12 protein-coding genes are annotated in these 14,240 nt (G+C 68.8%); 4 read left to right on the forward strand and 8 right to left on the reverse strand.

All coding sequences use genetic code 11. The features are described from left to right. Positions 1–106: 106 nt before the first annotated feature. The 3 genes from ACZ4VA_RS05085 to ACZ4VA_RS05095 form a co-directional block, all read right to left on the reverse strand. Positions 107–1,426 (reverse strand): phosphatase PAP2 family protein, encoded by a 1,320-nt coding sequence (locus ACZ4VA_RS05085; protein WP_389389755.1) that lies wholly within the window; start codon positions 1,424–1,426, stop codon positions 107–109. A gap of 582 nt (positions 1,427–2,008) precedes the next feature. Next, on the reverse strand, positions 2,009–3,481 hold the full coding sequence (locus tag ACZ4VA_RS05090) for an FG-GAP-like repeat-containing protein (RefSeq protein ID WP_356173568.1): 1,473 nt from the start codon (positions 3,479–3,481) through the stop codon (positions 2,009–2,011). A gap of 369 nt (positions 3,482–3,850) precedes the next feature. Further along, entirely contained in the window at positions 3,851–4,471 is a 621-nt protein-coding gene (locus ACZ4VA_RS05095) for an ester cyclase (RefSeq protein WP_356170824.1), read from the reverse strand. An 886-nt stretch (positions 4,472–5,357) separates the two neighbouring features. Here ACZ4VA_RS05095 and ACZ4VA_RS05100 point away from each other — a divergent pair. Then, positions 5,358–6,026: a class I SAM-dependent methyltransferase gene (locus ACZ4VA_RS05100; protein WP_468079844.1), complete on the forward strand. Its 669-nt coding sequence runs from the start codon at positions 5,358–5,360 to the stop codon at positions 6,024–6,026. A 148-nt stretch (positions 6,027–6,174) separates the two neighbouring features. Beyond that, positions 6,175–6,297 (forward strand): hypothetical protein, encoded by a 123-nt coding sequence (locus ACZ4VA_RS05105; protein ID WP_468080344.1) that lies wholly within the window; start codon positions 6,175–6,177, stop codon positions 6,295–6,297. A gap of 206 nt (positions 6,298–6,503) precedes the next feature. Here the strand turns inward: ACZ4VA_RS05105 and ACZ4VA_RS05110 are convergent, their stop codons facing one another. After that, positions 6,504–7,151, reverse strand: coding sequence for a DsbA family oxidoreductase (locus ACZ4VA_RS05110; protein WP_356170815.1), 648 nt, complete (start codon positions 7,149–7,151; stop codon positions 6,504–6,506). A gap of 296 nt (positions 7,152–7,447) precedes the next feature. Here ACZ4VA_RS05110 and ACZ4VA_RS05115 point away from each other — a divergent pair, with 296 nt between their 5' ends. Further along, positions 7,448–8,335, forward strand: coding sequence for an SDR family NAD(P)-dependent oxidoreductase (locus ACZ4VA_RS05115; RefSeq protein ID WP_468079847.1), 888 nt, complete (start codon positions 7,448–7,450; stop codon positions 8,333–8,335). A gap of 349 nt (positions 8,336–8,684) precedes the next feature. Here the strand turns inward: ACZ4VA_RS05115 and ACZ4VA_RS05120 are convergent, their stop codons facing one another. Continuing rightward, positions 8,685–9,503, reverse strand: coding sequence for an enoyl-CoA hydratase/isomerase family protein (locus ACZ4VA_RS05120; protein ID WP_356170809.1), 819 nt, complete (start codon positions 9,501–9,503; stop codon positions 8,685–8,687). 275 nt (positions 9,504–9,778) lie between these two features. Here ACZ4VA_RS05120 and ACZ4VA_RS05125 point away from each other — a divergent pair, with 275 nt between their 5' ends. Next, positions 9,779–10,282 (forward strand): winged helix-turn-helix transcriptional regulator, encoded by a 504-nt coding sequence (locus ACZ4VA_RS05125; protein ID WP_356170806.1) that lies wholly within the window; start codon positions 9,779–9,781, stop codon positions 10,280–10,282. Positions 10,283–10,357: 75 nt separating this feature from the next. Here ACZ4VA_RS05125 and ACZ4VA_RS05130 read toward each other — a convergent pair whose 3' ends face one another. From ACZ4VA_RS05130 to ACZ4VA_RS05140, 3 genes are all read right to left on the reverse strand, one after another. Next, positions 10,358–10,852, reverse strand: a complete 495-nt coding sequence (locus tag ACZ4VA_RS05130; protein ID WP_468079850.1) for a hypothetical protein — start codon at positions 10,850–10,852, stop codon at positions 10,358–10,360. A gap of 198 nt (positions 10,853–11,050) precedes the next feature. After that, complete coding sequence (locus ACZ4VA_RS05135) at positions 11,051–11,437, reverse strand: SsgA family sporulation/cell division regulator (protein WP_468080314.1); 387 nt, start codon at positions 11,435–11,437, stop codon at positions 11,051–11,053. A 273-nt stretch (positions 11,438–11,710) separates the two neighbouring features. Next, the gene (locus tag ACZ4VA_RS05140) at positions 11,711–13,885 is read right to left on the reverse strand and encodes a SpoIIE family protein phosphatase (RefSeq protein ID WP_468079852.1); all 2,175 of its coding nucleotides are present in this window, start codon (positions 13,883–13,885) and stop codon (positions 11,711–11,713) included. Between the last annotated feature and the right edge of the window lie 355 nt (positions 13,886–14,240).

The following is a 14,240-nucleotide window of genomic DNA, read 5'->3' on the forward strand; positions in this document are numbered from 1 at the left end:
TGAAGAGCAGTCCTCTCACGACTTCGGCGGCAACCCCCACGCGTGCTGGAGCACACGGGATACGGGGGGTTGCCGCCGAGGCGAGGTTCGAGCCGGGCGCCGTCGTTCAGATCAGTTCGGGTTGCGGCGCCGGCTGCGGGGCCGGCGCGGCTCTCGGTTTCCAGGACGCGGTGGTCCGTACGTAGCAGTAGATGACCGAGATCATGGCGAGGACGAGCAGGGGGCCGGTCAGCACGCGGTGTTCGGCTATCTCGACCGACAGATAGCGGTAGGCGACCAGGAGCGCCACGAGGACCGTCGAGCCGTAGGCGACCAGCTGGATTCCCGACCGGTCCCAGCCGTGGTCGAACGCGCGCAGAGCGCCTTCGATCGTGAGCGTGAAGACCACCCCGGCGATGAGGTCGGCGCCGTAGTGGTAGCCGAAGCCGAGCGTCGCGGCCAGTGTCGCGACCAGCCAGAACGTGCCGCCGTAGCGCAGGGCACGCGGGCCCTTGCGGGTGTGGATGAAGATCGCGGTGGCCCAGGCGGTGTGCAGGCTCGGCATGCAGTTGCGGGGAGTGATCTCGTCGAACGGCATGAGGTGCGGGGTGCCGATGGGAGGCAGGGTCCGCGGCCACAGGTCGGCGACGGCCCAGGGCTCACTGGCCGGCATGTGGGGTGCCCACAGGCTGACTCCCTCCCAGTGCGCGGCGCCCGTGCCATAGGCGAAGATCGGGCCGACCACCGGGAAGATCATGTAGAAGGCCGGCCCCAGAAGACCGATCACGAGGAACGTACGCACCAGGTGATGGCGCGGGAAGCGGCGTTCGGCGGCCACGTGGCGCAGTTGGTACAGCGCGACGACGACCGCGGCCACCGGAAGCTGGCCGTAGACGAAGTCGAGGGCGTTGAAGCCGACCGCGCCGGAGGCGGTGACGAGACGCCCGACCAGCCAGGACGGGTTGCCCAGCGCGTGGTCGGTGGTCGCCACGTACTGGTCGAGCACCATGGGGCGGGTGGTCGAGGTGAGGTACAGCCAGGCGTCGCCCGTCTTGCGGCCCGCGATCAGGAGCAGGGCCAGGCCCACGCCCTTCAGCAGCAGGACGCGTTCCCGGCCGGTGCGACGGGTGACGGCCACGACCGCGCAGCCCAGGACCACCCACAGCGCGCCGTTGCCGAAGGGATGTCCGTCGGTCACCTTGATGTCCGCGACGAAGCGGACGACCCAGAAGACGATGTCGATGCCGATGGCGGCGCCCAGCGCGATGAAGCGCTGCCGCCAGGTGAGGACCACCATCATCAACGCCATGCTCGCGTAGAGCAGTCCGCCCGATTTGGGCGGGAAGAGGACCTCGCGCGCCTGGGTCGTGATCGGACCCGGCAGACCGTAGTGGCGTACGGCGAATTCGAGCGCTATAAGGAACCCGGTAACCGCGACCGCCGCCACGGCCCACAGCCCCGCTTGTGGATGCCGCCGTATGTGTATCAACCCAGACCACTTCACTAGATGCTGCTTGTGCCACCCGTCCTACTCCCCCGGGCAAGACGGAAAGAACACCGCTCGGGTTCCGGACAGGTTCCGACCTTCGGATCACACCGTGCGGATTCGGCGCCGGTGCCCCGAGACGGCCCACCTGCTCGACCTACGGACCACGGAGCGTCGGCGGGCGCGCGTGCCCATGTGTCCCGCCATCCGCTCTCACTGGACGTCTCTCCCCCGGCCCGAACCAGTTCTCACCTCGATCCGCCGAGCGAAGCACAGCGGATCTGTGCAGGTCAATAGGCATACGGCGGCAGCCGCCGGCCTGAGAGCGTGCTCCTGAGGGCCGACGTCATTCTCGCGCATCGGCACGGATGGTCGGCACCCGCGGTGACCTCAGCGCTCGCGAGGGAGGGCGGGTTCCACCATGACGACACATTGCACGAAATGTCTGTCAGGCGGGTCAGTTGCGAGGCTTACCCGCCTAGACAGAAGGGCCTGTGGCGAGACGACCTCGCCACAGGCCCGCTCATGACCGCGTCGGGAGGCTTACGGGATCGCCATTCCCGGGCCGTTGTCACCGCTCAGGTTCTCGCCGAACAGTGCCTTCGACGCCACTGCGCTGATGTCCACCGGGTTCTCAGCGACCGACTTCGAGGCGGTCAGGCCCGAGGTGCTGCCGCGCAGCAGCCATACCGCGCCGCCGTTCACGATGGTGCCGAGGTTCTCACCCGGCGCGCCCGCGATCAGGTCGGCCTTGCCGTCGCCGGTCATGTCGAGCAGTCGGGTCGAGCCGCCGAACAGGTCGCCGGCCTCCGCGGCGCCCGGCACGCTCGTCGTGTCCTGGTGGAACGCCTGCGCGCCCGTGCCGGTGAGACCGCCCGCGCCACCCTTGAGCAGCACCACGGCGCCGGCCTTTGCCTTCGAGCCGATCGCCTCCCCGGGGACGCCGACCGCCAGATCGGGATAGCCGTCGCCGTTCGCGTCACCGGCGCTCAGTCGCCCGCCGAACTGGTCGCTCTTCTCACTCACCCCGGGCACGCCCGCCGTGTTCTGCGTGATCGTCCGTGTACGGGTCTGGCTGGGACCGGACGGCGAGCCGTAGTAGATCTTGACGGTGCCGGAGTCCTCCTCGTTCTCGGTGTCGCCGTTGGGGAAGATCCGGGTGGCGAGGTCGGCGTAGCCGTCCTGGTCGAAGTCGGCGACGGCGGCGCTCGCCGCGGAGTTCAGGCGCTGGGGCACGGTGGACAGGCCGTCCTCGGTGCCGAGCCAGAGCTTGCCGCCCTCGGCGTGGTTCTCGTAGACGTAGAAGGTCGCGAGGTCCTCTATACCGTCGCCGTTGAAGTCGCCCGCGGCGGTGGTGTTGATGGTGTTGTCGGTGCTGTAGACCAGCAGCTGCTGCTCACGGGCGGGAGAACCGTCGCGGTCGAAGGGGCCGTAGAGCACGTCGTGGTAGTCGTACTCCTCGCCGTTGCCCATGAACAGGTCCACGTGCCCGTCGTGGTCGAAGTCGCCGGCGGTGATGTCGGCGCCGACCTGGGCGTTGGCCGGTGCCTTGATGCGAACGGCGTCCTGGCCGGAGATGCCGGTCGTCCGGCCCCAGAGGACGATCACCGATCCGCTGACGTTGGTCTCCGGCTGGTAGTCGCGGGTGACGAGGGCCAGGTCCGTCAGTCCGTCGCCGTCCAGGTCGCGGGCGATCATGTCGTAACCGAAGACCTGGTTGTCCCCGGAGGCGCCGGGGACGCCGGGGGTGTCCTGGTGGATGACCGTGGTGCGTGCGGGGTCGAGGCCCTGCGCCGAGCCGTAGGTGATCGCGATGTAGCCCGCCCAGGTGTGACCGCCGACCTGCGCGCCGGGAGCGGCGACGGCGATGTCCTGGTAGCCGTCGCCGTTGAAGTCCTCGCGTACGGTGGCGGCACTGCCCTCGGCGGATGCGGAGCCCGCCAGGATGGGCACGCCGAACGACCCGATGAGGGCGGCGGCTACGGCGGTCGATATGGCGGGGCGGCGGATTCCCACGGTTCCTCCTTGAAGCGCGCGCGAGGTCGAGCGCACGCGCGAGTGTGATTCACCTGCCAGACACGCGGCAACGGCTGATGGTTGTGCGCTGAACGGCATGTGAACGGACGGAGGACGGCCGGGGGCCCGATGAGCGGCGTCTGCGCTTGCCCGGAGCCGGCCCGGCATGCGTGAACCCTAGGGTCTGTCGTGTGGTTTCAGGTCGGCCGTGATCGACCGTTCGTCCCGGCCAGCTGAGGGAAGTCTGGTGCGTGCAACTGCGAGGGCGGTGCCGGGGCGCACCGGGCGTTCGGTGCGCCCCGGCACCGCCCGACGGTGGGTCCTGGCCGGAGCGCTCCGGCCAGGACCGCCGCATACCGTTCAGGATCGCTACTTGGCGCCTGACGCGGCCGCACCGGAGGTGCTCTCTCCGCGGAGGTCGTCCAGGAACCTGCCGAAGTTCCCTTCCGACCAGTGCTCGATGGACTGGCCCTTCACCACGCGGTCGATCGAGATGCCGCTGAGCCGCACCTCGCGGCCGGACGCGGGGATGCCGAAGATCGTTCCGGTGTGCCGGCCCCCGAACTCCCAGCGCGTGACGACCTTGTCGCCTTCCACGATCTGGTCCAGCACGGTCATCTTGAAACCGGTCAGTCCGGCCTTGATGTTGAGATCTCCCTTGATCCAGTCCTCACGGCTCTCGGGGCCGTTGAAGCCGTGGAGCACCAGATCCTTGGAGATGTAGCGATCGAACGCGGCCGCCAGGTCGCCGTTGTAGCTGGCGTAGTACGCCGAAGTGACCTGCAGAGGCGACAGGTAGTGGCGGTGAACGGACGAGTGGCCGGCCGAGGTGACGTGCGAAACCTGGTCCTCCGCGGCGGCCGGGACAGCCACGGCGGCCAGGCCGGCGACAACGGCGAGACCGGTCACGGCTCCGACCAGCTTCCCACGCCTCCTCGGCGTGGTGGTGGCGTTCGTGGCGGGCTCGGTCGCCAGGGCCTTCTTGGACATCACAGGACACTCCTCAAGAGCAAGGTCGACGACTGCCGACCGCAGAACTGCTTGACGGTGCAAGCATGTTCCGCGGTCTGACAGCTGTCAAGCCCCGCGATCGAGCCCGATACCTCACTCGCAGTTCACGACCCTTATGAGAAACTCTGTTCATGTGCCACGCATGTGGCGTCGACGCCATTGCCCGACGTCGTTCGGAATGATGAGGTTTTGGTGGCCGTGACGTAATTCCCATGACCCCAGAACGTCGCAACTGCTGGCCGCGGTGGAATTCGCCCGGGCGGACCTGCAACCCCAGCTCGACAAGCGCTCGCGACGCACCATGATGACGGCGAACGCCTGGAACAAGTGATCCGACATTTGTATCGGCTGGCCGCGAACGCCTCCGGCTTGAACCACCTGATGGCGGACGAATCGACGCGGGATTCGGACCGCCTGGACCATCTCCACGAGCGTTTCGTCAAACCGTTCCGGGAAAGCATCGAGCCGACCATCGAGCGTCTCGTGGCAGGCGGACGCATTCCGCGCGTGCGGTCGCACATCATCTATTTCGCGATCAGCGGCCCCGCACTGGCACTGACTCAGGACCCGCTCGCCGACCGCATGAATCCCGCCGCCTCCCCCATGGCGGGACAGGACAGAAACTCGACGGCCGACGCGCTCGCCCGCCTGGTTCTCCAGGGCCTGCCTCCGCCCTCGCACCGAGAAAAGATGGACGGACGCCAGCAAGCGGGAACAGCAGGAGTGCGACGGAAGTCGACTGTCTTGGCGGAGCCGTCAGCAGGGTGTGAACGGCCTGCTCGGCTCCGGCCGTGGCCAAGGCCGAACTTGCCGTTCCGTACTGCGAGTTGCCCCGAACCGCCCGTCCGAGTCCTATCGTTGGGTGATGCGCACACACCCGATCGACCGCCCGGCCGATCTCGACACGGTTCGAGAGTCCTACGACCGCGTGGCCGACAACTACGCCCACATGGTGGTGACTACAGGGATCGGCGACATCCGCCGTGACCCGTGGCTCAAGGCCTCGATCGACGCCTTCGCCGACAGCGTAGGAGATTTGGGGCCGGTGCTCGATGTCGGCTGCGGTCCCGGAACGGTGACCGGCTACCTCGCCGAGCGCGGGATGGACGTGTCCGGGGTGGATCTCTCGCCTCGCATGATCGAGAACGCGCGCCGTCTCCATCCGGACTGCCGCTTCAGTGTCGCCTCGGCCACCGAGCTCGACCTCGAGGACGCGTCCCTCGGCGGCGTACTCGGATGGTGGTCGCTGTTCAACCTGCCCCGTGACGTGCTTCCTCAGGTCCTCGCCCTGTTCGCGCGCGCTCTGAAGCCCGGCGGCTACCTCATCACCGCGACACACGTCGGGGACGAGGACGCGTTGCGCACCGAGGCATACGGCGGCGTAGCCGTCCGCTGGACCACGCACCAGTGGCGGCCGGAGCAGCTCGTGGAGTTGATCGTGGAGGCCGGTCTGAGCCCGGTCGCCGAACTCCGGCTGCCGCCGACCGATTACAGCGGGCCGGGTGTGGTCGTCATGGCCAAGCGCCCTGACTGACTGTCACGCCCTCGGCCGGCCCGCATCACCCGGCCGGCTACCTCCCCACGGCTCGGACGACTCCCGTGCCGTGTCGTGGCGGCCGGGCGCGCACGGTCGGAACCGCCGCGGCAAAGCGACTCTCCCCGACTACGCCAACCCGGCCCAGATGAACCACCTCACCTGGTACCAGACCCACAACTGGACGCGTCCGTACCCTGGCGAGAAGAAGATCTACGCCCCGAACGACGTGCCCGGCGCCTACATCCCGTCGCCGGAGTCCGACGGCTGACCTACGCCCCCGGCATGAAAGCGTGCGGCCCGGACTGCCACCAGCAGGCCGGGCCGCACGAGCGTGCTCAGAGAGAGGTCTGAAAAGACCTCGACGGTCCGGTCCAAGTCCCGTGCGCAGCAGCGGATTTCCTCCATCGGCGGGCGAAGGGTGGCCTCGTGTTGTTCTGCCGACCCGGGCACCGAGGGCCGCCAGCGACGCACACCTTACGCAGCAGGGCGATCGGCCCACGCCTGTTCCAGCGCCCGGGTGAACGCCTCGGGTGACTGGACACCACTGACGCCGTAGCGTCGCTCCAGCACGAAGAACGGCACACCGCTCGCACCGAGTTCGGCGGCGAGCCGCTCGTCGGACCGCACCTCTTCGGCGAAGGCGTCCGGGTTGCCGAGCACCTCCCGCACCTCGGTCTCCTGAAGGCCGGCCTTCACGGCGAGGGCCACCAGGGTCTCCGTGTCGTATATCGAGGACTCGTCCGCGAAGTGGACGCGGAAGGCCTCGTCGAGCAGTTCGCTCTGCAGGCCGCGGGTCCTGGCGAAGTGAGCGAGACGATGCACGTCGAAGGTGTTGCCGAAGACCCGTTCGCCCACGCGGAATTCGAGCCCGACGGCGTTCGCCATGCCCTTGGCCTGTTCCTCCCTGGCGACCTGCTGTGCACGGGTACGGCCGTACTGGGCCGCGACGGCGTCGATGATCGGGACCGTGCCGTTCTCGGCCTGCGGATTGAGCTCGTAGGAACGGTGTACGACCTCCACCTGGTCGCGGTGCGCGAACGCGGCGAGGCCCTTGGCGAAGTGCGCCCTGCCGACGTAGCACCACGGGCAGGCGACGTCGGTCCACATCTCGACTCGCATCATCTGAGTTCTCCATTCGCAGCGCCGGCGGCTGATCCCATCGAGGTGCTGGAAGTCCGACCCGGTCGATCACGGTTTCACTGAACTCCTTGCAGAATAGACGACCGCCCGACTATCAACAAAAGGCCAGGTCAGAAGCGCTACCCGTACGGCCCTCGCCCGCAGCCGCCGCCCAGGACCGGCGGCAAGTCAGATCGAGGGAACTCGGCGCCGCAGCGGCGCCGCCCATGACGTATACGCATACCTCGGTTGCAAGTTTGTCGTTGGACTCATGAATGTGCGGACGTCACCGTGGACGTATGAGTACTTCTCGAATCGCCCTCGTGACCGGAGCTAACCAAGGACTGGGCCGGGCCCTCGTCGCCGGTCTGGCAGCCCGTATGCGTGCGGAGGACGTCGTCCTTCTCACGGGGCGCGACGCGAGCCGGGTCACCGTCGCGGCAGAGGAGATCCGGCGATCGCCTGACACCGTCGCCCGCGTCGAGGGCCGCGTCCTGGACGTCTCGCGTCCCGAGCCTGTCGCCACCCTGGCCGAGGAACTACGCGAACGGCACGGCGGAGTCGACGTGGTGATCTCCAACGCCACCGCACGACTGCTGCCGGACGTCTCGCAAGCCGCACAGGCCGACGAGTTCATCGACGTCGCCAACGGCGGCACCCACGCCGTGCTGCGCTCATTCGCGCCGGTTCTGCGGCCCGGCGGGCGGCTGCTCGTCGTCGCCAGCTCCCTGGGAACTCTCGGCCATCTCCCTGAAGGGGTACGCCCGTTGTTCGACGGCGCCAGTCTCGACCAGGTCGAGCGCGTGGTGGAGTCGTGGCGTTCGGCGGTCCACCACGGCACCTCGGGCGAAGCCGGCTGGCCCTTGTGGCTGAACCTGCCGTCGAAGGTCGCCCAGGTGGCCGCCGTCCGCGCGGTGGCCGCCGAACGGCGAGCGCGCGACCTCGCGGACGGCACGCTGATCGCCTCGGTCTGTCCGGGCATGGTCGACACCGCCGCGTCCCGCCCCTGGTTCACCGACTACAGCTCGGCACAGTCCCCCGAGCAGGCGGCGAGGGCCGTACTCGACCTGGTCCTGGCCACCTCCACGGATCCCACCCTGTACGGCGAACTGGTCCGCTTCGGGGAGGTGTTGCCCTGGCACGGCGGCACCCAGCCGACCGAACAGGAAGCCCTTCTGGTGCCGTGACCCGCACACCCGATCCTTCTCATGACGGGAGTTGTCGACCGCCGTACGGGAAGCATGACGGACGTCGCCCGCTACGCACTCGACCCGGACCGCGCGGACCGGCTGTGGGAGGCATCAGTACCGGAGGCTGCCCTCTGTCGCTTGAGCAGGCAGGCGGGGCGCGCGTGGGGCCGGGCGAGCAGACATCCCTGTGGGCTACGAGGACTCGGGAGCCGAACAGGAGGTGGGCGGCCGTCGCGGTCGGTCCCCACGCGGGTCATCCGGCGATGCCGTGGGCGAGGAGGCTTTCGGCGGTCTCCATGTGACCTGCGCGTGCGGAAGGCCGGAACCCCGCGACATCCGCCACCACTCACTCGGCCACGCGGCGCCCGAGGTCGAGTTCCACACCGTCGGGCTGCTGGAGACCGCGCTCGAAGAGGGACCGGACGCGGTCGGCGTTCTCGGGACGGCCGGACGTCTGGAAGAACGCCTGCAGACTCGCGCCGTAGGACTGCTCCGTAGGAAGGGATTCCACGTCCACCAGGGCCTTGATCCGGGTGACGGCGGTCTTGTCGAAACCGGCGACGCGACGGGCGAAGCCGTCCACGAACTGCTCCAGCTCGTTCTCGGGCAGTACGCGGTTGACGTAGCCGTACGCCGCCGCGAGGTCGGCGGGGAAGTCGTCGGCACCGAGCAGGATCTCCAGTGCGCGCCCGCGGCCCACGAGGTGCGGAAGCCGTCCGGTGGGATTTCCGCCGGGAACCGATCCGACGCCCACCTCGAACTGGCCGAGGATGGCGCCAGGTCCGGCGAAGCGGATGTCCGTCGCGAGGACGAACTCACTGCCGGCCCCGCGGGCGCGTCCGTTGATCTCGCTGACCGTGACAGCGGGGACCTTGCCGAGCCGGAAGAGGTTGTCGGCGAAGGGGTGCAGGCCGGAGGCGGCCGGCTTCATGGCGGCGACGCGGGAGCGGTCGGACAGCATGTCCCAATGGGCCATGAAGAAGTCCGGGTTGGCACTGCGGAAGACGACGGCGGTCAGTTCCGGTGCCTCTTCGATACGGGTGACCAGCTCGGCCAGCTGCTCGATGGTGTCGGGGTCGATCAGGTTGATCTCGCCGTTGGAGAAGGTCACCCGCCAGTAGGAGGGGCTGACCTCTTCGACGGCGAACTGCTGGTTGGCGCTCATCAGGACTCCTTGAGAGGTGAAGGGTGTAGGTGCGAGGTGCGAGACGCTCTCGCCGCCGAGGGGGAGGCCATAACCGACGGGCCCACATTCCGCCGGCACCGCCGAGGTGCGGACGTCCGGCGAGCGCTACGCCGCACCTCACGGTTGGCGTGCGGCGGCCTCCGGGCGGTCGGCCCTGGCTGTGTCCGTAGGCGCCACGGATCCGGGCGACCTGGAACCTGTAATCCAATCTAGCACCTGAATTGGAAAAACCGTCTCAGAGGTAGGATGGCAGCATGCCGAAGCGAAATCACGCACCTGCCGCGGGTGACACACGTTGTTCCATCGGCCGCACGCTGGAGCTGCTCGGCGACCGCTGGAGCCTGCTGATATTGCGCGAGGCACTCAGCGGAGCGACGCGCTACTCGGACTTCAGGGACCGGCTGACGGTGGCGAGCGACGTGCTCACCCAGAGGCTCGGAGTCCTGGTGGAGGGCGGTGTCCTGGACAAGCGGCCCTACCGGGAGGCCGGAGCCCGGTCACGCATGGCCTACCACCTGACGCCCGCCGGACGTGAACTCATGGTGCTCTTCGGCGCCCTGCAACAGTGGGGCGACCAGCACTGCCCGCATCCCGACGGCCCGTTGGTCCGCCGGACCAGCAGGACGAGCGGCGACCCCTTGCGCGTCGCGTTCGTCGGCACGGACGGGCACGAGACACCGCTGGACGACGTCGACCTGGCGACGCCGGTGGAGCCCGCCTCCGCGCCTTCCGCCGGGAGCGGCACTACCGCCGCGTGATCCCGGCGTCCCAGATCGCCGCGTCCGCCATGGAGCCTCTGGCACGAATGTGGAACTGGTTGTGCGATCTCCCGGTCAGCGGAGACCGCGCCGTGGTGGACGCAGCAAAGCCCACATGGCGAGTGTCTGGACAGAGTATTTGAATCGTTCGACCCGTCGCTCGACAGTGGAGCGCCTCAGAGTGCACAGCCCCACGTAGCTGCTCAAGGAGACACAGAGGCATCCCCAGGTCTGCCACCAAAATGGCCACGTCGCCGGCTGGTGCCCCGCGCACACGTAGAGCGCGCATGTGGCTGCCGTGGCCAGTCCCAGCGCGACCAGGCCGGCCTTGACCGTCTGGCCGCGGGCTGCCCAAAAGGAGGCAAGAAGACCGGCGGGAATCTGGATGGCGACGTGGCACAGCAGGACCGTGAGCATCAACTCGATGGTCTGGGTATAGGTTTCCGCGGACGCAGCTGGAATCCAGAACAAACCGACACACAGCAGAACGCCACTCACGTGCATCGCGGCGATGTTCAGCGGCACGTGATACGCGGCAACCCATTGGCGCTCGTTGTCGCTCGTCTGCACGACGCCCTCCCCTTGCAGGCCCGAGCCCCGCACGTGCAGAGCAGTCTACGTGTAGGGGGAGTACGCGGTGCGTTCGAGGCCTCTTCGCTCCCCGTCACGAACAACATCCGTCCACCGAAAGAGATGTTGTCTCATTTCAGGCAACGTGGACGACGGCGTTTCCGCGCCGACGTGTGCGCTTGTCGCTCGGCGCCGAGCTCACAGTGTTCCGTCCTCCGCCCGCCCCTCGGCCACCCATGCGCTGAGGGATTCATCCACATGCAGCATGTCGGTCTCCGCTCCGGAGGGCACCTCTTCCAGACTCCGCTCGACGAAGCCGCGCAGAGGCCGAGCCGGCAAGGACAGGACGGTCGTCCCGTCGGGCGAGCTGATACGTATGCGCACCGCACCCCCTCCGGCTTCCAGCTGATGCGCTCTGCGCGGGGCGGGCCACACCTGCACATCCCCGAGCCCCGCCGGCCTGCGCAGCCCCTCCGTCAGCAGGTCCCGCGCGAACACCCACTCCACGGGCGGTGTCGAGCCGGTGTGTACCACCATGCGCACGCTGTAGGGCTCGTCGGCGGCATAGTGGAAGGCCAGTGTCACCGGCAAGGAGACAGGGCCGTCCAGGAGGACCTCGGCTTCACACCAGCAGGTCACACTCTCGTCCGCGGAGAAGGACGGTCCGGACCCGGAGGGAGTCGGGTGGTTCATCACGCGCTTGTTCGCTTCCGTATCAGCGCCAGGGGCGCGGCCATTGGGATCGGCCGCGTCCGCTTGATTAGGACGCCGGCGATCTGATCGTTGCAACAAGACGACCGGTCGACTCATTCCGGCTACCGGTTATTCGTTCAGGGGGAGTTCCGTGCCGATGGCACCTCAAGGCGCCGGGATGGACATCTTCATGGACACCGTCTTGCCCTGACCGTTGGGATGGCTCGTCCACTCGTCGGCCACCGCGTCCACGATGAGCAGGCCGCGCCCGTGCTCGGCCTCGGGGATCTCGTCCTCGGCCATCGACAGGGGGGACGGAATGGGCGGATTCGCGTCGGAGTCCCGTACCTCCAGCCGGAGATGGTCCGCGAAGGCCCGCAGACGTACGTCCACATCACTCCCGGCGTGGATGAGCGCGTTGGTCACGATCTCGGAAGCCGCGAGTTCCACGGCGTCCGCCATGTCCTGAAGCCCCCAGGACCCGAGCTGGTCGTGCACGAATTTGCGGGTCGCCTTCACGCCGCGCAGATCACGTCGCTGGATGTGCAGTCCGGCCGCCCGGGGCTCGTCCTTGCCGCGTGCGCCGTCGTACCGAGCGAGCAACAGGGCGGCGTCGTCACGGCGTTGCTCGGGGGATCTGAGGTCGGAGACGACTTTGTCGGCCAGATCCTCGAGGTCGGACGCGGACCTGTCGCCGGAGCCGAGCAATGCCTGCGCGCAGGCCTCCGGACCGGCGGTCGGGGTGGCGACGAGGCCATTGGTGTAGAGCATCACGACCGAGCCGGCCTGAAGTGTGTGCTCGCGACCTTGGTAGGTGTGCGCCATGGGCACACCCAGGGGCACGTTGGCCGGCGCGTCCAGGGTTTCGAGGGTCCCGTCCCGTCGGCGCACCAGGGGGGCGGGGTGGCCGGCCAGCGCCACTTCCGCGGTGCCGTCCGAGGTGTCCAGCCCGACGACACAACAGGTCACCGTCAGGCCGGTGCCCAGCGCGGCCAGTACTCTGCCGGTCCGCTCGATCAGCGCCGGAGGGCGATGGCCTTCGATCGCGTACGAGGCCATCGCGGTACGCACCTGGCCCATCACCGCGGCGCTCTCCATCGCGTGGCCCTCGACGTCCCCGATGATCAGCACCGCGCAGTCGTCGGCGATCTCGAACACGTCGAACCAGTCGCCGCCCACCTTGGAGGTCCCGTCGGCGGCTCGGTACCGTGCCGCGGTCACCAGCCGGGGCAGGTCCGGCAGTTGCGAGGGGAGCAGGAACCGCTGGAGGAACTGGGCTACGCCGCGTTGCTCGGCACTCAGTGCGACACGTTCCACCGCTGCTCCGAGCAGTCCTGCCATCATGCCGAGGACTGCTCGCTCCTCGGGCGGGAACCGGCGGTCCCCCGAGAAGGACAGACAGCACACGGCGACGATCCGGGTGCGGTCGGCGAACGGCAGGTCGACGAACTGCCCGTCCCCCTTGAGCGGCAGGTAGGCGTTGGTTCGGGTCTCGCCGCTACCGGTCTCGCCGCCGGCCGACGACTCCTCTCCGGTGACATACAGGGGACGTCCTCGGAACGCCGCTGCCGCCGGTGTCCGGTCGTCCACACCGGACCCGTGGATTGTGCGGGCCATCTCCGCGGAGTCACCGCTGCGTCCCAGCACCCACAGGCGACCCTCGCGCTCCTGGACGAGCACGATCGCTTCGGCGCGCAGCGGGGACATGACGCAGTACTCGGCCGCGGCCACGACTTCGTCCATGGTCGTGGCGCGGTTGAGCAGCTCCGCAAGGCGCCGCAGCGGGAACATCATGCTCATCCCGGCGGACCCCGGGACGCTCAGCACACCCCAGTCGGGGGTGTGCACGCTCGTGTCCACCTCCGCGTCCGGTGGCACCAGCATCGGCGTCGGCCCGGCGGCTACGTCGGCTCCGTCGTCCGCCAGTCCGTCCAGGGCTCGGCCGAGCCGGTGTCCGATGTCTTCGAGCGCCTCGCACTCCGCGGGTCGGTAGGCGCCCTTGGTCTCCAGACGCAGCACGGTCAGGGCACCGAAGCGTCGGCCGGCGGTGGCTACGGGCGCCGACAGGGCGGTGTACGGGTACGGCAGTACGTGTTCCTGTTCCGGACCCGCGGGATCGGGATCGATGAGCTCGGCCGCCTTGCCCGTGGCCCAGGCGCGCGCCGTCGCCGAGGCCCCGTCGAGTGCCATCCGGCCGGGGAACGTGAAGAGCGAGGGAGCACTCCCGCCGGTCAGCGCCAGCCGGAGATCGCGCTGGTCATCCACCAGATAGACCGCGGCCGCCACCGCGTCGAGCCGGCCCCGCGCCTCGCGTACGGCGTGGTGCAGGACCTCCGCCACGTCCGCACCGTGGACGGGGCTGGGGCCACCGTTGCGATGCTCTTCTCCTCCTGGTGTGCTGCTCCCCACGGGATGGCTCCCTCCAGCGCGGCGACTGCCGGGACATTGGTAGAGGCTCGGTCGTTCCGCTGATGTCCAATTCTTCGCCGCCGACGGGATCGACGCGAGCGCGGCGCTCATCTCGGGGCCCGGTGCGTCGCGAGGGAGGGCGGCGCGGCTGGATGCTTCGGGTCGTACAAGTGGCAGGCCAAGCCGTACGCGACCGCGGTGTGCCCGCCCGACACCCGGGCCGGGCGCGACTGTGGGACGTCGGCGTGGGCTCGTACTTCTGGAGCGGTGACGACGCGGCTCGGAT

The sequence above is a fragment of the Streptomyces sp. NPDC028308 genome, assembly GCF_055565855.1.

Coding starts and splice junctions, on each gene's coding strand:
- ACZ4VA_RS05095 (WP_356170824.1), bottom strand. CDS start 4,471: ATGTCCAAGAAGGCCCTGGCGACCGAGCCCGCCACGAACGCCACCACC.
- ACZ4VA_RS05100 (WP_468079844.1), top strand. CDS start 5,358: ATGCGCACACACCCGATCGACCGCCCGGCCGATCTCGACACGGTTCGA.
- ACZ4VA_RS05105 (WP_468080344.1), top strand. CDS start 6,175: ATGAACCACCTCACCTGGTACCAGACCCACAACTGGACGCGTCCGTAC.
- ACZ4VA_RS05110 (WP_356170815.1), bottom strand. CDS start 7,151: ATGATGCGAGTCGAGATGTGGACCGACGTCGCCTGCCCGTGGTGCTAC.
- ACZ4VA_RS05115 (WP_468079847.1), top strand. CDS start 7,448: ATGAGTACTTCTCGAATCGCCCTCGTGACCGGAGCTAACCAAGGACTG.
- ACZ4VA_RS05120 (WP_356170809.1), bottom strand. CDS start 9,503: ATGAGCGCCAACCAGCAGTTCGCCGTCGAAGAGGTCAGCCCCTCCTAC.
- ACZ4VA_RS05125 (WP_356170806.1), top strand. CDS start 9,779: ATGCCGAAGCGAAATCACGCACCTGCCGCGGGTGACACACGTTGTTCC.